This is a genomic window from Tistrella sp. (assembly GCF_002684955.1).
GTDB lineage: Bacteria > Pseudomonadota > Alphaproteobacteria > Tistrellales > Tistrellaceae > Tistrella > Tistrella mobilis.
The window spans coordinates 154060-170359 of record NZ_NYWI01000020.1 but is presented as its reverse complement, the minus strand read 5'-3'; the positions used below and the strand labels follow the sequence as shown (position 1 = coordinate 170359).

General features: G+C 70.9%; 16 protein-coding genes. 7 read left to right on the top strand and 9 right to left on the bottom strand.

Going from position 1 to position 16300, the window contains the following annotated elements; translation table 11 throughout:
• Positions 1-89: 89 nt before the first annotated feature.
• On the top strand, positions 90-617 hold the full coding sequence (locus CMO28_RS05550) for a hypothetical protein (RefSeq protein ID WP_296710833.1): 528 nt from the start codon (positions 90-92) through the stop codon (positions 615-617).
• Positions 618-635: 18 nt separating this feature from the next.
• Here the strand turns inward: CMO28_RS05550 and CMO28_RS05545 are convergent, their stop codons facing one another.
• Both CMO28_RS05545 and CMO28_RS05540 read right to left on the bottom strand, forming a co-directional pair.
• On the bottom strand, positions 636-1829 hold the full coding sequence (locus CMO28_RS05545; RefSeq protein ID WP_296710830.1) for an NAD(P)/FAD-dependent oxidoreductase: 1194 nt from the start codon (positions 1827-1829) through the stop codon (positions 636-638).
• Positions 1801-3720, bottom strand: coding sequence for a LodA/GoxA family CTQ-dependent oxidase (locus CMO28_RS05540; RefSeq protein WP_296710829.1), 1920 nt, complete (start codon positions 3718-3720; stop codon positions 1801-1803). The genes CMO28_RS05545 and CMO28_RS05540 overlap by 29 nt, the downstream gene beginning before the upstream one ends.
• A gap of 351 nt (positions 3721-4071) precedes the next feature.
• Between CMO28_RS05540 and CMO28_RS05535 the strand changes: the two genes are divergently transcribed.
• Entirely contained in the window at positions 4072-5043 is a 972-nt protein-coding gene (locus tag CMO28_RS05535; protein WP_296710828.1) for a class I SAM-dependent methyltransferase, read from the top strand.
• On the opposite strand, the gene CMO28_RS05530 is transcribed toward CMO28_RS05535, so the two are convergent.
• Positions 5040-5636, bottom strand: coding sequence for a hypothetical protein (locus tag CMO28_RS05530; RefSeq protein ID WP_296710826.1), 597 nt, complete (start codon positions 5634-5636; stop codon positions 5040-5042). The genes CMO28_RS05535 and CMO28_RS05530 overlap by 4 nt on opposite strands.
• Positions 5637-5865: 229 nt before the next feature.
• On the opposite strand from CMO28_RS05530, the gene ykgO reads away from it, so the two are divergent.
• From ykgO to glcF, 4 genes are all read left to right on the top strand, one after another.
• Positions 5866-5991 carry a type B 50S ribosomal protein L36 gene (gene ykgO, locus CMO28_RS05525; RefSeq protein WP_014748080.1) on the top strand — a complete coding sequence of 42 codons (126 nt, stop codon included), beginning with the start codon at positions 5866-5868 and terminating at the stop codon, positions 5989-5991.
• Positions 5992-6198: 207 nt separating this feature from the next.
• Entirely contained in the window at positions 6199-7686 is a 1488-nt protein-coding gene (locus CMO28_RS05520; protein ID WP_296710823.1) for an FAD-linked oxidase C-terminal domain-containing protein, read from the top strand.
• A 4-nt stretch (positions 7687-7690) separates the two neighbouring features.
• On the top strand, positions 7691-8923 hold the full coding sequence (locus tag CMO28_RS05515; RefSeq protein WP_296710822.1) for an FAD-binding protein: 1233 nt from the start codon (positions 7691-7693) through the stop codon (positions 8921-8923).
• Entirely contained in the window at positions 8920-10251 is a 1332-nt protein-coding gene (gene glcF, locus CMO28_RS05510; protein WP_296710821.1) for a glycolate oxidase subunit GlcF, read from the top strand. The genes CMO28_RS05515 and glcF overlap by 4 nt, the downstream gene beginning before the upstream one ends.
• Positions 10252-10423: 172 nt before the next feature.
• On the opposite strand, the gene CMO28_RS05505 is transcribed toward glcF, so the two are convergent.
• From CMO28_RS05505 to CMO28_RS05485, 5 genes are all read right to left on the bottom strand, one after another.
• On the bottom strand, positions 10424-10561 hold the full coding sequence (locus tag CMO28_RS05505) for a hypothetical protein (RefSeq protein WP_187297894.1): 138 nt from the start codon (positions 10559-10561) through the stop codon (positions 10424-10426).
• A 135-nt stretch (positions 10562-10696) separates the two neighbouring features.
• Positions 10697-11563, bottom strand: coding sequence for a sulfotransferase domain-containing protein (locus tag CMO28_RS05500; RefSeq protein WP_296710820.1), 867 nt, complete (start codon positions 11561-11563; stop codon positions 10697-10699).
• The gene (locus CMO28_RS05495; RefSeq protein ID WP_296710819.1) at positions 11560-12408 is read right to left on the bottom strand and encodes an HPr kinase/phosphorylase; all 849 of its coding nucleotides are present in this window, start codon (positions 12406-12408) and stop codon (positions 11560-11562) included. The genes CMO28_RS05500 and CMO28_RS05495 overlap by 4 nt, the downstream gene beginning before the upstream one ends.
• Positions 12408-12857: an RrF2 family transcriptional regulator gene (locus tag CMO28_RS05490; RefSeq protein ID WP_296710818.1), complete on the bottom strand. Its 450-nt coding sequence runs from the start codon at positions 12855-12857 to the stop codon at positions 12408-12410. Before CMO28_RS05490 ends, CMO28_RS05495 begins: the two co-directional genes overlap by 1 nt.
• Entirely contained in the window at positions 12790-14079 is a 1290-nt protein-coding gene (locus tag CMO28_RS05485) for an MFS transporter (RefSeq protein ID WP_296710817.1), read from the bottom strand. Before CMO28_RS05485 ends, CMO28_RS05490 begins: the two co-directional genes overlap by 68 nt.
• Before the next feature lie 286 nt (positions 14080-14365).
• Here CMO28_RS05485 and CMO28_RS05480 point away from each other — a divergent pair, with 286 nt between their 5' ends.
• Positions 14366-15766, top strand: coding sequence for a PLP-dependent aminotransferase family protein (locus CMO28_RS05480; RefSeq protein WP_296710816.1), 1401 nt, complete (start codon positions 14366-14368; stop codon positions 15764-15766).
• Between the two features lie 4 nt (positions 15767-15770).
• Here the strand turns inward: CMO28_RS05480 and CMO28_RS05475 are convergent, their stop codons facing one another.
• On the bottom strand, positions 15771-16298 hold the full coding sequence (locus CMO28_RS05475) for an ureidoglycolate lyase (protein ID WP_296710812.1): 528 nt from the start codon (positions 16296-16298) through the stop codon (positions 15771-15773).
• Between the last annotated feature and the right edge of the window lie 2 nt (positions 16299-16300).

The following is a 16300-nucleotide window of genomic DNA, read 5'->3' as shown; positions in this document are numbered from 1 at the left end:
GGGGCATGGCGACGGGAAACCGGCGGGGTGGGCGCAGATCGGGCCGGGGTAGATCGGGCGGGGGTAGATCGGGCAGGTGGTTGGTGGCCATGGCGGCCTTGGTGGCGGTCGCGCTCGCCGTCACCCTCCCACCCCTTGCCCATGCCGCCTGGCAGCGTCTGCCGCCTGAACTTGTCCCTTTCGACCCGGCGCCGCCGGGCGGTGGTGCGGGGGGTGCGGCGCGGCCGGTCTGGTATCTGGCGGCCGAGGGGCGAGAGAGTGTGCTGGTCGCCAGCTGCCGCGCCGGTGGCGGGCCGGTGCTGTACTGGGTGGCATTGGCCGGGGCGGCCCGCGCCGGCGGGCGGGTGCCGCCGGGGGTGGCGGCGCTGGAGGTGGTGTGGCGGGTGGGGGATGGGCCCGCCCAGAACGGTATCTGGTGGGCCGGGCCCACGCCCGACATGCTGCGGCCGGAAGGCGATCTGGCGCTGCTGGAGCGGCTGGCCGGCGAAACGCGGTTCGAGATGCACGGTGCCCGGCTGCCCCTGCAGCGCTTCGACGTGACCGGCACCGCAACCGTGGTCACCGATGTGGTGACGGCCTGTCTGTCCGATGGCGCCGCTCCGCCCCCATCCAACTGAGGAGGGGCGTGGCCGGGGTCAGCCCTGGCCTGCCCGTCCCGCCCAGAATTCCGCCCCTGGAAACCGCCCCGCGGCCTGGGCGTAATAGGCGGCCAGGCGGCCGCGATACACGGCGCGCAGATGCGCCTGCGCCGTCACCACCTGGGGAATGGCGCTGCTGTCGCCGCCGAGTGCCGCATCCACCGCGCGTGCCGCCTGGCGGCCGGCATGCATGGCCGAGAGCAGGCCCTGCGCCGAGAGCGGGTCATAAGCCTGGGCGGCATCGCCGGCCGCAATCCACCCGGGGCCCGCCAGCCGGTCCAGCGCCGTGCCGCCGGCATCGCAGGCAGCGACGGGATCCAGCGCCGCCCCGGCATCGGCGTGGCCGGTCAGGCGGGCCAGATGGGGGGCTTCCAGCCGGGCCGCATGCCAGCGCGGCCGGTCGGCCAGAATGCGCGCCGCCGTGGCCGGGCTGGTGTGCAGCGCCGCCATCACGGCGCCCGACGGCAGCCGTGCCGCATACCACCAGCCTTCGGGCACCGCCTCGATCACCGTGCGGTCGAAGCCCGGATCGGCCATCGGCCCCTCGGTGACGGAGAGCCGCGCGAAGATCGCGATCAGCCGGTCGTCGCGCAGCCGGCCCGCGCCCAGCTGGCGGGCCAGCGCCGCCCGCCGCCCGGTGGCGTCGATCAGCCAGCGCGCCCGCACCGGCGGCCCGCCATCGGAGAAATCGACCCGCCAGAGGGGGGCCGTATCCGGCGCCGCATCCCCGCTCTCCCGCCGGACCGCCACCACCCGCGCCCGGCGTCGGCCGGCGCCGGCATCGATCGCCGCCCGGCGCAGCGCCGCGTCGAAAGCCGGCCGGTCCAGCCGCCAGCCGGGGCCGTCGGGGCTGCGCAGGAAATCGGTCGCCTCCAGCTCCGCCGTGGCCCAGGCCGACCAGCTGCCACGGACGCGGGTGTGCCGTTCCGGATCGGGCGGCGGCAGGCCGGCGGCGCGAAAAAAGCCGGCCGCCGCACCGGGCAGGGCCTCGCCGATCTTCGTGTCGTTCGCATCGGCATGCGTGCGGCCCGGATCGGCGATCATCGCCCGGCGCCCGGCCATGGCCAGCGCATGGGCCGCCACCGCACCCGCCGGGCCGCCGCCGGCGATCAGGACATCGACCACACGGCCGGCGGGTGCGACCGGCCGTGTGGGATGGCCGTCAGCGGCGTCTGTCGGTGTGGCGGACACGGATCGACCGGAACTCCTCCATCTGGGCTTCGCTTTCCCAGCCGGCGCGGCGGGCATCGCTGTCGGGCCCCATGGCCGGGGCGGCCGCGGCGAAAGCGGCCTTCATCAGGGCGGCCCCGCGGCTTTCCACGAAGATCACCGGTGGCAGATCGGGATCATCCTGCACGCCCGGGCGCGCCTCGACAATGCCCTGGGCGCCGAAGCGGGCGATCATCTGGTCCATCACATCGGCAACGCTGCCGGTGAAACCGCGCATCCAGCTGGCCCGGCGCTGGAAGGCCGCGACCCGCTGGCCGTGCGGCAGGTCTTCGTTCATCACGGTCTGATAGTCTTCCGCCGTCAGCACCTGGTTCGGCACCCGCGCCGGCCAGAAGGACGGCAGATAGGGATCGTAAGCCGCATCATAGCCCGACCGGCAGAAGGCGGTGTCGCCCTGCCAGGGCAGCGCCATCCAGCGCGTCACATCCCCCGGCGCCTGGGCATAGACCGGCCCGCCGGGGCTGAGCGCCACCGCCTGGGTCAGTTCCTTGCCGTAATCCTGCTCCGGCTGGCCCGCCGGGCGATGGCGCAGGCGATAGGGCGCCTGATACATGCTGCCATGGCGCATCGGCCAGGTGACCTCGCAGCCCGGATGGAAGGCATCGGCGATGCAGAAATGCAGGGCCGCCTTGTCGAGCATCGCCGGCTGATCTTCCAGCGGCACCTGATCGATGCTGTGCGGGGCGGGCCCCGAGGGCCGGTCGTCGGTGAACCGCCCCTCCACCCACATTTCCATCAGCGCCGCCCGGGTCGGCGACATCGGCAGATAGTTGTTCGGATCATCGGACTGGAACGAGCCATAGGCGTCGCCATAGAGCCAGGGCCAGACGCTGGGTTCGCAGGCGATGGTGTGGGGCGCACGGAAGGCGTTGTAAATGTTCTGCCGCAGCTCCATCCACGGGTCGTCGCCGCCCGCGGGCGGGGTCGCCAGCTTGTCGATCAGGGCGGGATCGGTGAAATCCATCGGCCCGCCGGCGCCGAACAGTCCGGCAAAGCCCTTGTTCACCCATTGCAGACCGGTCAGCCGTTCCAGCACCGGCTGGATGTCGCGGGCGAAGGAGGCGATATCCGGCATCGGCAGCCGGCCGCTTTCGATACAGGTGTCGGTCAACAGGTCGTGGAGCGTGCGCCAGGAAATCACGTCCGGCGCATAATTCGGCGGCGCCACCACCACCCAGGCCGGTTCCACCGGCAGCGGCCGGCCATCCAGCACCACCGCCGCCGTCACCGGCCCGTCGGAGGTGTCGTCGTACCAGTCGTCGGCATTGTTGAAGCTGTTCGGATCCTCGGGCCGGTAGACCGGCGCCCCCGAGGGCGAGGCCGAGGCCCCGCGCCCGCCCAGGAACAGCAGCCGCCCGGCATCGTCGGTCCGGATCTCGCCCAGCGGCACCACCGTGTCCTTGAACTTTCCGGTGTCGAAGGCATGGTCGGCGCCGCCCGAGACATCGGGTCCTGAGATGCTGCGCGGGCCGGGATCGATCACCAGAATGCCCCGCTCGGCAAAGGGGATGTCGGGGTTGCGGCGCGGCACCGCCATGGTCGCCGCCTCGGGAATGTCCAGCGCCGCCTGGAACTGGTACCAGGCCGCCTTGCGGTTCACCGGATGCACCGTCCAGGTGATGTCGGCATCCGCCGCCGTCAGCTCGCGCACCACCCGGCCCTCGGCGTCGAGGCCATAAATGCGGAACCGCGCCGCCTGCCGCTTCAGCGCGCCGGCCTCGTCGCGATAGAAACCGGGCTCTTCAGGCTGCGGTGTGGTCACTTCAGGGCCGATGTAATACGCCGTGGCGGCATCGCCGATGCGTGCCACCCCGATGGCCGGGTGGATCGCCGCCCGCACGATCTCTGCCATTCGTCCTGCCTCCCCTTGTCCATCGGCCCCGATCCCGGGATGGCCTCCGGTCATCCTGCTGCCGGCGCCGCACCGGCGCCGGTTATCGAGACTTATTGGGCACATGATGCCAGCAGACATCCCGGAATGCATCGGATCTTTTCTAAGGGCGCGCTTTGTTTGCAAGACACGCATCTTTCAGGCGATAAGTCCTGAACGAGCGCAGCCGGACGGCCGGCGGCATCCGCTTGCATCCCATGCATTCCGCGGCGGTCCGCGATTGAGCGGACCCGCCTTCGCCGTCTATGCTGTCGGGGCCGCGCGGGTGCGGCCGGGACGGGGCGAACGACAGGCACGGAGATCACGCGACGCATGGCGCGACAATCAGCGCGGCGGAAGCCCACGCGGCCGGGATTGCGGCAGCGGTTCCTGGCGTGGTGGCGCGGGCGCAATCGGCCGGTGCTCGCCCTGCCGGCGCCGACGCCGGCCCTGCCGATCCTGGATCTGATCAACCGGGTGGACCCCGATCCGCCGTCGGACGACCAGGTGATCGGCAAGAAGGGCAAGGGGCCGCTGTGGACGGTGGACCGGATCACGGTCGCCGAACATCTGTGGGGGGAAGGCTTCATCCAGCCCGGCGGCCCGGAACTGGTCGACGAGCTGATCCGGCCGCTGAGCCTGGACAATTCCATGCAGGTGCTGGATATCGGCGCCGGGCTGGGCGGGGTGGCCCGCGCGATCACGAAGCAGACCGATGCCTGGGTGACCGCCTTCGAGCCCGACCCGCTGCTGGCCGAACGCGGCAACGAGTATTCGACCAAGGCCGGGCTTGGCCGCAAGGCGCCGGGGCAGCGCTTCGATGCCGGGGAAAGCAAGCTCAAACCGAACATCTATGACGCGGTGATCAGCCGGGAAGCGCTGTTCACCATGCCCGACAAGCCGCAGCTGATCCGCAACCTGGCCGGTGCGCTGAAGCCGCAGACCGGCCAGATGCTGTTCACCGACTATATGCTGCCGTCCCGGGGCTATGTGATCCCCGATCTTCGGACCTGGGCGGCGGTGGAGCCGGTGATGCCCGACCCCTGGAGCCTGGACGAGGCGCTGGCGACCATGGAGGCCCTGCGCCTGGATGTGCGCATCCGCGACGACATCAGCGAACTGGTCCACCGGATGATCCGCCGCGGCTGGGCGGATTTCGCCAAGCGGCTGGAGGGCGGCAACATGACCCGCGGCTTCCGCCGGGCGCTGCTGAAAGAGATCGAGATGTGGGCGGCGCGCGCGACGTTGATCGAACGCGGCCATCTGAAGGTGTACCGGGTGTATGCCCGACGGGTGGGGCGCTAGGTCTCCGTGCCGGGTTTTCGCCGACGCGGCCGCCCCGGGCGGCGGCGGGGATCGGGACGGGGGGCCCAGGGATCCGGGAAGGGAAATTCGGGCGGGTCCGGCGGCGTGTCGACGAAGGGGGAGGCTCGCCACCAGTCGGCCCAGGCGTCGGGGTTTTTCACCCCCCAGCTGGTGTCGTAATCGATGGCGATCATGCCCGGATGGTCCAGCGGGCTGAAGATGCGGTACCGCCAGCGCGGGCAGATATAGCCGTCGAACAGCGTCATGCGCCGGAACACCACCGCCTCGGTCGGGTTGGTCGCCCAGTCCAGCGGCGGCGGCATGTCTGCAGGGCGCCGCCCGGCCGGCGGCCACAGCTGCACGTACCAGACCGGCAGTCCGGTTTCCGGGTCGCGCGGGGGCATGTCGGCGGCGGGCCCGGACCCGTCGTCCAGCTGCCGGACCAGGCTGTCGGCGGCCACCATGGCACGCCGCGCCTTGCGGATCAGGCGGTGCCGTGCCGCCACGGTGCCGCGCGACCTGCCGGTTCTTTCGATCGCCAGGCGGGCGGCGGTATATGCAAGCGATGCAAGATCGAAGGCGGTGATCGTCATTGGTCGGGCAGAGCCTGATTGCGGTGGGCCGGTCCCTGTCAGAGTGGGCGAAACCGGCCGCGGCGATCAGCCCCGACGATGCGGCCGCATGCGGCCACGGGGCATGATCAAAACTCCGCGCTTCCGCGTTGACAGCCGCAGGGGGCATCGATATCCTCCGCGCACTTTTCGCCTGAGGAGGAGCCCGGGGCAGTGCCCGAGGGCGCGTGAACCCGCGAGGACCAGACCGATGAAGGTGATCAACTCCCTGAAGAGCGCCAAGAAGCGCGACAAGAACTGCCGCGTCGTGCGCCGCAAGGGCCGCGTTTACATCATCAACAAGTCCAACCCGCGCATGAAGTGCCGCCAGGGCTGATCCATCGGATCGGCCGGCAGCCTTCGGCGCCGGACTTGCGATGATCCCGGGACATCGTGCCCGGGGGACGCTTTCGAAACGGCCGCCGTCCTTCGGGACGGCGGCCGTTTCGCGTCTGAAGCGTTTCGCGTTTCCGGATCGGTCGGGCGGTATATGATGTCTGCTCTGCGTTCAACCTCGCGCCGCGCGACCCGAGGAGACGACCCGATGCGCATGCCCGCCCCCGAAGCCGCAGCCCTTGCCCAGAGAGACGAGCTGATCGCCGAATTCCGCGCCCTGCTGGGGCGCGATGCGGTGATCGCCGACCAGACCGGGCTGGAGGTCTACGAGAATGACGGGCTGACCGCCTATGCCCAGAAGCCGATGGTCGCGGTGCTGCCGGCCACGACCGACGAGGTGGCGGGGGTGCTGAAGATCTGCGCCCGGCGCGGCATAAGGGTGGTGCCGCGCGGGGCGGGGACGTCGCTGTCGGGCGGTGCGCTGCCGCTGGCCGACGGGGTGCTGCTCGGCCTGGGGCGGTTCAACCGTATTCTGGATGTGGACGTTGCCAATCGCTGTGCGGTTGTACAGCCGGGGGTGCCGAACCTGGCGATCACCACCGCGGTCGCGGCACATGGGCTGTATTATGCGCCCGACCCGTCCAGCCAGATCGCCTGTTCGATCGGCGGCAATGTCGCCGAGAATGCCGGCGGGGTGCATTGCCTGAAATACGGCGTCACCACCAACAACATCCTGGGGCTGGAAATCGTGCTGATCGACGGCACGGTGGTCCGGCTGGGCGGCCGGCATATGGATGCCGGCGGCTATGATCTGATGGGCGTGCTGACTGGATCGGAAGGTCTGCTGGGGGTGGTGACCGAGGTGACGGTGCGGCTGCTGCCGCGGCCGGAAACGGTGCGCGCCCTGCTGATGGGCTTTCCGCAGGTGGCCGATGCCGGCGCCTGCGTGGCCGAAATCATCGGGGCCGGGATCGTGCCCGCTGGACTTGAGATGATGGACCGGGATGCGATCCACGCCGCCGAAGCCTTCTGCGATGCCGGCTATCCGCTGGATGTGGAGGCCCTGCTGATCGCCGAACTGGACGGGCCGGGCCCCGAGGGGGAGGCGCTGATCGCCCGGGTCGCCGCCATCGCGCGCGCGGCCGGGGCCACCAGCCTGCGCGAAAGCCGCGACGAGGCCGAACGCCAGCGCTTCTGGGCCGGACGCAAGGCGGCCTTCCCTGCCGTGGGGCGGATCTCGCCCGACTATTACTGCATGGACGGCACCATCCCGCGCGGCCGGCTGCCCGAGATGCTGGGGATCATTTCCGGGCTGACGCGGGAATACGGGCTGCGCTGCGCCAATGTCTTCCATGCCGGCGACGGCAATCTGCACCCGCTGATCCTGTATGATGCCAATGCGCCCGGCGAGCTGGAGCGGGCCGAGGCCTTCGGCGCCGAAATCCTGAAGGCCTGCGTGCGGCTGGGGGGCGTGCTGACCGGCGAACACGGCGTCGGCATCGAGAAGCGCGATCTGATGGGCGAGATGTTCACCGAAACCGATCTGGCCCATCAGCAGCGGCTGAAATGCGCCTTCGACCCCGACGGGCTGCTGAACCCGGGCAAGGTGTTCCCCACCCTGCATCGCTGTGCCGAGCTGGGCCGGATGCATGTCCATCACGGGCAGCTGCCCCACGCCCATCTGCCGAGGTTCTGAGCCGATGACCACAGAAAGCTTCAGGCCCGCCGATGCGGCGGAGCTGGTGGAGATCGTGGCCGCATCGGCCGCGGCCGGCCGAAGCCTGGCGGTGGCGGCGGGCGGCAGCAAGGCGGGGCTGGGCCGGCCGGTGGATGCGGCGGCGCGGCTGGAGCTGGGGGCGCTGACCGGCATCGTGGACTATCAGCCGGAAGAGCTGATGCTCACCGCGCGGCCGGCGACGCCGCTGGCCGAGGTGGCGGCCCTGCTGGCCGGACGCGGCCAGATGCTGGCCTTCGAGCCGCCGGGCCTTGCCGCCCTTTGCGGTGCGCCCGATGCCGTGCCGACCCTGGGCGGCACGGTTGCGGCGGGGCTGGCGGGGCCGCGGCGGATCCGCGCCGGTAGCGCCCGCGACCATCTTCTGGGCCTGGAAGCGGTGAGCGGTCGCGGCGAACGCTTCAAGGCCGGGGCGAAGGTGGTGAAGAACGTCACCGGCTATGACCTGCCCAAGCTGATCGCCGGCAGTTTCGGCACGCTGGCGCTGATGACCGAGATGACGCTGAAGGTGCTGCCGGCGCCCGAAGATGCGGTCACCCTGGTGCTGCCGATGGCGGCGGCCCCGGCGGTGGCCGCCATGGCCCGGCTGCAGGCCGGGCCGCTGGAGCCGACGGCGCTGTCCTGGCTGCCGGCGGCGCTGGCGCGGGCCGCCGATCTGCCCGAGACGCGGGACGGGCTGCTGCTGGTGCGTTTCGAAGGCCCCGACGGCGCGCTGGCCGACCGGTTCGGCCGGGCGGAAGACAGCGGGCTTGGTGCCTGCGAGGCGGTGCTGGATCTGGCCCACAGCCAAAAGTTGTGGAGTTGGATTGCTGAGGTTGTGCCGATCCTGGCGCCCGAGGCGGAAGAGGTGGTCTGGCGGCTGTCGGTGCCGCCGGCCGCAGGCGCGGCGCTGCTCTATGATGCGGTGGCGGGGGTCGGCGCGCGCGGCTTCATCGACTGGGGCGGCGGCCTGGTCTGGCTGGCGGTGCCGGCAGAGGCCGGTGACGACGGGGGAGCGACCGCGCTGCGCGCCCTGGTCGCCCGTCATGGCGGCGGCCATGCCACGCTGATGCGCGGCCCCGAGCCCCTGCGCCGGCGGGTGCCGGGGTTCGAGCCCGAAGCGCCGGGGCTGGCTGCCCTGTCGGAACGGGTGCGCCAGGGCTTCGATCCGCTTCGCCTGCTGAATCCGGGCCGCATGCGCGGCGAGGAGACCCGCCCATGAAGACCAGTTTCGCCCCCGACCGCCTGGCCGACCCCGCGATCGCCGAGGCCGAGCAGATCCTGCGGCGCTGCGTGCATTGCGGTTTCTGCACCGCCACCTGCCCGACCTTTCTGGAACTGGGCGACGAGCGCGACAGCCCGCGCGGCCGGATCTACATGATGAAAGGCATGCTGGAGCGCGACGAGCCGGCGACGGCGGATGTCGTGCGCCATATCGACCGCTGCCTGGGCTGCTTCGCCTGCATGACCACCTGCCCGTCAGGGGTGGATTACATGCATCTGTCCGACATGGCGCGGGCACGGGTGGCGGAGACCTATAGGCGGCCACTGCCCGAACGGCTGCTGCGCGGGCTGCTGGCCCGGCTGCTGCCTTATCCGGGCCGGTTCCGGGCGGCGCTGATCGGCGGACGGATCGCGAAGCGGCTGGGCCTCGACCGCTGGCTGGGTGGTATCCGCCCCGAACTCAAGGCCATGATGGCGCTGATGCCCGACGAGGTGCCGGCACCGGCTGCCACCGACCGGCCGCAGCTCTGGCCGGCCGAAGGTACCCGCCGGGGGCGGGTGGCGCTGCTGGCCGGCTGCGCCCAGCAGGTGCTGGCGCCGGGGATCAACGCCGCGCCCATCCGGGTGCTGACCCGCCATGGCTTCGAGGTGGTGGTGGCGCGCGAGGCCGGCTGTTGTGGTGCGCTGGTCCAGCATATGGGGTTGATGGAACGGGCGCGGGACCAGGCCCGGCGCAATGTCGCGGCCTGGGCGGCGCTGGCGGATCAGCCGGGCGGGCTGGACGCGATCGTGGTCACGACATCCGGCTGCGGCACGCCGATCAAGGATTACGGCCATCTTCTGGCGGGCGACGCCTATTATGCCGATCGGGCCCGGCTGGTGGCGGGGCTGGCCCGCGACGTGACCGAGGTGCTGGCGGATCTGGATCTGACGCCGGTGCGCAGCCTGCCGGCGGGGCTGCCGGTCGCCTATCACGCGGCCTGTTCATTGCAGCACGGCCAGAAGATCCGCGATGTGCCGAAAGAGGTGCTGAAACGGCTGGGCATCACGCCGCTGGAGCCGGCCGAACCCCATATCTGCTGCGGCTCTGCCGGCACCTATAACATGCTCCAGCCGGAACTGGCCGGGCGGCTGGGGGCCCGCAAGGCGCAGAACCTGCGCCGCACCGGGGCAGCGGTGGTGGCGGCGGGCAATCTGGGCTGCCTGACCCAGATCGCCACGCATATGCCCGACGCCCGCTTCATCCACACCGTAGAACTGGCCGACTGGCTGACCGGTGGGCCGGTGCCCGAGGCGCTGGCCGGGGCGGTTGACGGGGTGGTGTGAGCGTGGTCAGGAGACGTTGTCGTCGTTGTCGAGGTTGGTCATGCCACCGATAGCGGTTTCCGACATCGGCAATTCGGCGCCCCGGGCTATTTGGCCCGGATCACCCCGCCGGTGCCCAAGGCGCCGGCGGGGTGATCCGGCGGGTGCGGTTGCCGGCGCGGCGAGAGCCGGATCAGGAGACGGCGGTTTTGCCGTCGGCGCTGGAGCGGAGAGCAAACGCCGTCGTTGACGTCCGGATCTGGCTCAGCTGGGGCTTGTGCCAGGCTTTAGGCGAGGTGGATATCTTCTGGTTGCAGATCTTCTTCATCATGTTACTTCGGCTTTCATTTTGAGCAGAGGACATATTCTCTCAGCTTGGAGCTTCAAAATGATTGTATTCAAGCCGGGAGGTCTCTGCGATGCCTGATCGACAGCCGGTCTTCATCGTAAAAGGAGTGCGGATCAGTCAGCGATAGCCGAACCGGGCCATCACCGTGCCATGGGCGGCTTCGATCCGGGCCGCCTGGGCGGGGGTGAGCGCGCTCGGCCAGCCGGCGGCGCCGCCCTTGCGGAAGAAGCGCCGGCCGGGGGCGGCGGCATTCGTGAAGCCGGTTTCGGCTTCGCGGCGCTGCAGGCGGCTGAAGGTGGTGCCGTCGACCGCCCCGGCAATGGTCGCGGGATCGGCTGGCCAGCCGAGGAAACGGGTGATGCGCGTGAAGATGTGGTGCGGATCGGCCAACATATCCTCGTAGCGGATGATCAGGACAGGGAATCCGAGAGGGGCAGCCGTCCAGCTGTCGACATGGGCCGACCAGCTGCCAAGCGGCTGGCGGAGCTGGCCGTAAAGACCGTCACCGCCGGTGTCGAGGGCGGCGTCGGGCTGTGCCAGGAGATCGATCGCGGCATCGATCGACAGGCCCCAGTGATGGGCATTGGAAACGGCAAGATCGCGCGGATCGCGGATCAGATAAACGGCACCGCGGGTCAGTGCGGCGGGGAAGACCGGTCGACCCTCGGGTGTGGCGGTGAACGCCTCATGCGTGCGATGGAGATGCAGGCCGGGTTCGGCTGCCAGCCGCCGTGCGAAGGCGGCCGGGCGAAGGTTCGAGGCTTCGTCATCGGTGAGCCAGGCACTGTCGAGGCCGAGGCTGCGATCGAAGAGTGCACGGTTGCTGGCCATGGTGAGCCACCCCTGATCGAGCACGGCGAAATCCGGCGCCGCGCCGCCGTGCTTCAGGCTCCACAGCGCCAGCCGGAGCCAGGTGCTGCCGGATTTGGGATAGGCCGTCACCCAGACGAAGCCGTCGCCCGGCGTGATGTGATCCGAGGTCATGGCATGGCCTCGATATGATCGGCGAGCCGGGTCGGGGCCTGCCAGTCGCGGCGATGACGCAGACGAATGAGCGGCGCACGGCCGAGCAGGGCCGCGACCCCGGCGAAGATCGGACGGGCCCCGCGCAGGATGCGGCCTTCATGAAGCTGGCGGATGTTGCCCTCCATGGTCTGGAAGCCTTCGAGGCCGCGGGTCGGCAAGACCTCCAGATCGCTGCCGCCGATGGTCTGCCAGAGGTGGAAGATCGCCGTGACCGGCAGGGAGGTCGTGTGCTGCGCCGTCGGCAGATGACGCAATCGCGGCACGCCCGCCCGCCCGAGCTGCGGCGGTGGGGCATTGATGCGGCCGGCATAGCGGGCGCCGGCATCGGCATGCAGGGTGAGGCCGGCCGGGCCGGGCAGGATGAGCGCCGGCCCCGGCAGGCCCGAGAGCACGACGATGCCGTCGGCGAGCAGATGATGGCCGCGGGCGAGGAGTTCGGCCGCAAGCAGGGATTTGCCGCTGCCGGAGACACCGGTGAGCAGCACGGCCCGCCCGCCGATCACCACCGCCGTGCCCGAAACCGGCAGCAGGCCGTGGATATGGCAGGCAAGGCCGGGGAGCATGTCTTCCGCAAGCAGCAGCCGGGCGGCCGCGGGATCGGCGGCGCCGGTGGTGTCGAGCACCGCGCGGGTGGCGGCGGCATCCAGATGGCAGGCACCGCCGATGGGACCGGTGAGACGGATGCTGCGGTCGGCCTCGATCCGGATCAGCGGGCCGGCATCCAGCGGCGGCGCGTCGGGCAAGGGCGGCAGCGGCCCTTCGGTGACGGTGATCTCGGGGACGGCGGCGGCTGCGCGTGCCATCAGATATGGTACATCAGGGTCTGGCGGTCGGTATCCGACAGATTGCGCATTTCGGCGAGCGTGCGGTTGTCGAGGATGCCGGCGATGGCATTGCGGACATCCATCATCATCAGCCGCACCGCACATTGTTCCTCGTTGGTGCAGTCCTCGCAGCGGCGATAGGACCGGCGGCTGGCGCAGGCGATCGGGGCGAGCGGGCCGTCGAGCACCCGGATCACATGACCGATCCGGATGTCGGAGGCCGGGCGGGCGAGGGTATAGCCGCCACCCTTGCCCTTCTTGCTGTGCACGAAGCCGGCATTGCGCAGCTCGCCCAGGATCGCGTCGAGGAATTTCTTGGGGATCCCGTTCTCGGCGGCGATGTCGGAAACCAGGGACAATTCACCCGGCTCTTTGCCCGCCAGGTGTACCAGGGCCTTGAGCCCGTACTTGCCCTTGTTGGTCAGCATTTTGGTCGGGGGTCTCCGCAGGCCGCGTCGGAAAGTCTTTGTGGCCGGTAGAGATAGTGGAATGACGCCACAGGATCAACGCTGCAAGGCAGAGCACGGCGCCGAAACCCGTCAGGGCCGTCGTCTGTCCCCACTGGTCGGCGGCGGCACCGGTCAGGATCACCGGCAGGCTGAAGCCTGCATAGGCGAACAGGAAGAAGCCCGCGGTCGCCCGGGTGGCAAGCGGGCCGGCCCGCATCAGGATGCCGGCGAGGCCGCCGGCATGGATCAGCCCGTAGCAGGCGGTGGCGGCCAGCGCCGTTCCGGCGAAGACCGCCGCCACGCTGCCCGAAAGGGCGCCCCAGGCGATGAGCGCATAGCCCGGCACCAGCACGGCCAGACCGCGGCGGATCGCGATCTCGGGCGCCATGCGTCGGGCGGCGGGGACCGCCAGGATGCCGGGCACGATCACCAGGAAGGTGGCGAAACCGGCATGGGCGCCGAGCCCGGCGCGGGCGAGGCTGGCGGGCAGCACCGCGATCACCAGCCCGACCACGGCCCAGGCGATGCAGATCGCGCCGCCGAAGACCAGGGTCCCGGGCGGGAAAGCGGGCCAGCGCAGGCCGGTGCCCCCGGAGGCGAGGCGCGGTGCATCGGGCAGGCCGTGCAGGCCGGTGAGGGCCAGAAGTGCCATGCCGATCCAGATCGGGCCGCTGACGGGTTGCATCCAGGATTGCGGATCGAGCAGCAGACAGAGCGCGGTGAGCGCTGCACCGAAACCGAAGCCGGTGGTGGTTGCGACCGAACCCCGCGCCGCAACCCGCCGCGGATCGGTGCCGGGCGGGCATTGCACGGCCATCAGAGCGGGGGCGAGGGTCGAGGTGATGGCGACCGCTATGCCGAGCAGGGCGCGCGACAGGCCGAGCATGAGAATGCCCGGCCAGAGGATCATGACCAGACTGGCGGCGAGCGCGAGGCCGAGGGCGAGCCTCGCGGTGTTGAGCGCCCCCAGACGGTCAGGCAGGCTGCTGCCGGCAAGCAACACCGGCAGCGCGCCGCCGACATAGGCCGCGAAGGCGAGCCCGGCCATGGCCGTCCCCTCGCCATCGACTTGCGCCAGCCGGGCGCTGAGCGGGGTGAACAGATTGCCGGCAGTGGTGACGGTGAGCAGGGCGAAGGCCAGTCGCCCTGGTCGGCCGGTGCGGGCGTGGTGTGGTGCGGCGGTGTCGAGATCTGTGGTCATCCGGCAGCTTCCCAGGCGCGGCGGACATGCCGCGCCGGTCAGGCTGCCGCGGGATCCCGCCCCTCGCCAGGGACGGGGCGTGCCGGAGACGATCAGACTGTACCTGCAAACGACAGGTACGGTTCAGCTGAGGCCAGTGGACGAGGCCGCCCCAGACCTCGTCGAACCGGTCGCTGCTCAGATTTCCGGCCCCGGCTTCCGGTAACGGCGATCATCATGACCGCTCGACCGTACCCCTTGACTGGCGGTACGGTTGGCGCGCCCTGTTCAATCGGAGGCCCGCAGTTTGATTGCCCCCCTCGACCGCAGCCGCCCGGAACCGCTGGCCGATCAGCTGGCCGCCGCCGTGATCGCCTGGATCGAGGCGCGCGGGGCGGAGACGGCTGCGGGGGCGGCCCTGCCGTCGATCCGCCGGCTGGCGGCAGAGACGGGGGTCAGCCGCAACACGGTTGTCGAGGCCTATGACCGGCTGGTGGCCGAGGGGCGCATCCTGTCGCGGCCGGGGGTGGGCTTCCGGGTGGCGCCGCCTGCAGCACCGCTGCCGCCGGCTGCCCCCGATCCGGGCGGGGTGGCGGCGGTGGCGGACCGGGTGTGGCGGCTTTATGACGACCGGCCGGCGCTGCTCCGGCTGGGCGGCGGCCGGCTGCCCGACGACTGGCACGACACCACCGATCTGGCGCGCGCCATCCGCCGGGTCACGCGCGAAGGCGGGCGGGCGCTGATCGATTACGGCACGCCTTTGGGCGAGCCGCGGCTGCGTCGGCTGGTGGCGCAGCGCCTGGCCCGGCTGTCGGTGCCGGTGGCGGAAGACCGGGTGATGCTGACCACCGGCGCCAGCCAGGCGCTGGATGTGGTGATCCGTGCCTTGACCCGGCCGGGCGATGCGGTGCTGGTGGAAGATCCGGGCTATCACAATCTGTTCGGCCTGCTGCGCCTGCAGGGCGTGCGCATGGTGGCGGTGCCGCGCCGGGCGGACGGGCCGGATCTTCAGGCGCTGGACGCGGCGGCCGCCGCAAGCGGTGCCCGGCTGTTCGTGACCAACGGCGTGCTCCACAACCCGACCGGATCGACCACCACGCCGCAGATCGCCCATGGCCTGCTGACGGTTGCGGCGCGTCACGACCTGACCATCGTCGAGGACGACATCTATGCCGATTTCGAAGAGGGCAGCCCGGCGGTCAGGCTGGCGGCGCTGGACGGGCTCGACCGGGTGGTGATGGTGGGCAGTTTCTCGAAACCGCTCTCATCCGCGCTCAGGGTGGGCTATGTGGCGGCGGCACCATCGCGAATGCGCGGGCTGGTGGATGTGAAGATGCTGTCCTCGGTCGCCTCGTCGCGCTTTGCCGAACAGGTGATGGCGGTGCTGATCGAGACCGGCGGCCTGCGGCGCACGGCCGAGGCGCTGACCCGGCGCCTGGCCCGCCAGCGCGCCGCCCTGCTGCCGGCGCTGCGCCGGGCCGGCTGGCGGCTTTTCGCCGAGCCCCGCGGTGGCATGTTCGTCTGGGCGGCGCATGAAGACGCAGCCGATGCCCGCCTGCTGGTCGACGCGGCGGCCGCCCGCGGCATTGGCCTGGTCTCCGGCGCGGTCTTCCGGCCGGGGCTGGAGGAGGGGGCGTGGCTCAGGATCAACATCGCCGCCGCGGCGGATCCGCGGGCGCGGGCGTTTCTGAAGGATCCGCTGGGTTGAACGGTCAACCCTCGTGCGGCAGCAGCAGCGGGCCGGTGCCGGGGGCGAAGACGTGTTCGTTGAGATTGCAGCCGGGGCCCTTGCGGTCGACGACCAGAAGATGGGCCATGTCCAGCACCGTCAGCGGCAGGTGCCAGGTGCCGCGGCGATAGCTGACGCCCTGGCGGCCGTCGGTGACGAAGGCCTGCATGTTTGCCGGATCGGGCTGGCGGCTGGCGGCCGGCGCCACCACGATCACGAAGCGGCAGCGGGTGAGCGGCATGAAGGCCTGGCTGCCGAGGGGGTGACGTTCCATCACCTCGATCACCAGCGGCAGCGAGACCGCTTCATGCGCCTGGAACAGGCTGATCGCACCATAGCCCTCGTCATCCGTCTCCACCCGCGCGAGCTGATCATAGCGCAGCGTCGTGCCGCCATTGATCGCGATCGGCGCGCGGCCGGGATCGGCGGCGTCGAGAACCTCGCCGAAGGGGGCGAAGGCCGCGCGGGTCAGGTGCCGCGGCCTTAAGATGGTGCGGGGATAAGCCTGCATCT

Bases quoted from the DNA above. Each gene is read 5' to 3' on its own strand.
- CMO28_RS05550 (WP_296710833.1), top strand. From the start codon at position 90: ATGGCGGCCTTGGTGGCGGTCGCGCTCGCCGTCACCCTCCCACCCCTT.
- CMO28_RS05540 (WP_296710829.1), bottom strand. From the start codon at position 3,720: ATGGCAGAGATCGTGCGGGCGGCGATCCACCCGGCCATCGGGGTGGCA.
- CMO28_RS05535 (WP_296710828.1), top strand. From the start codon at position 4,072: ATGGCGCGACAATCAGCGCGGCGGAAGCCCACGCGGCCGGGATTGCGG.
- CMO28_RS05530 (WP_296710826.1), bottom strand. From the start codon at position 5,636: ATGACGATCACCGCCTTCGATCTTGCATCGCTTGCATATACCGCCGCC.
- ykgO (WP_014748080.1), top strand. From the start codon at position 5,866: ATGAAGGTGATCAACTCCCTGAAGAGCGCCAAGAAGCGCGACAAGAAC.
- CMO28_RS05520 (WP_296710823.1), top strand. From the start codon at position 6,199: ATGCGCATGCCCGCCCCCGAAGCCGCAGCCCTTGCCCAGAGAGACGAG.
- CMO28_RS05515 (WP_296710822.1), top strand. From the start codon at position 7,691: ATGACCACAGAAAGCTTCAGGCCCGCCGATGCGGCGGAGCTGGTGGAG.
- glcF (WP_296710821.1), top strand. From the start codon at position 8,920: ATGAAGACCAGTTTCGCCCCCGACCGCCTGGCCGACCCCGCGATCGCC.
- CMO28_RS05505 (WP_187297894.1), bottom strand. From the start codon at position 10,561: ATGATGAAGAAGATCTGCAACCAGAAGATATCCACCTCGCCTAAAGCC.
- CMO28_RS05500 (WP_296710820.1), bottom strand. From the start codon at position 11,563: ATGACCTCGGATCACATCACGCCGGGCGACGGCTTCGTCTGGGTGACG.
- CMO28_RS05495 (WP_296710819.1), bottom strand. From the start codon at position 12,408: ATGGCACGCGCAGCCGCCGCCGTCCCCGAGATCACCGTCACCGAAGGG.
- CMO28_RS05490 (WP_296710818.1), bottom strand. From the start codon at position 12,857: ATGCTGACCAACAAGGGCAAGTACGGGCTCAAGGCCCTGGTACACCTG.
- CMO28_RS05485 (WP_296710817.1), bottom strand. From the start codon at position 14,079: ATGACCACAGATCTCGACACCGCCGCACCACACCACGCCCGCACCGGC.
- CMO28_RS05475 (WP_296710812.1), bottom strand. From the start codon at position 16,298: ATGCAGGCTTATCCCCGCACCATCTTAAGGCCGCGGCACCTGACCCGC.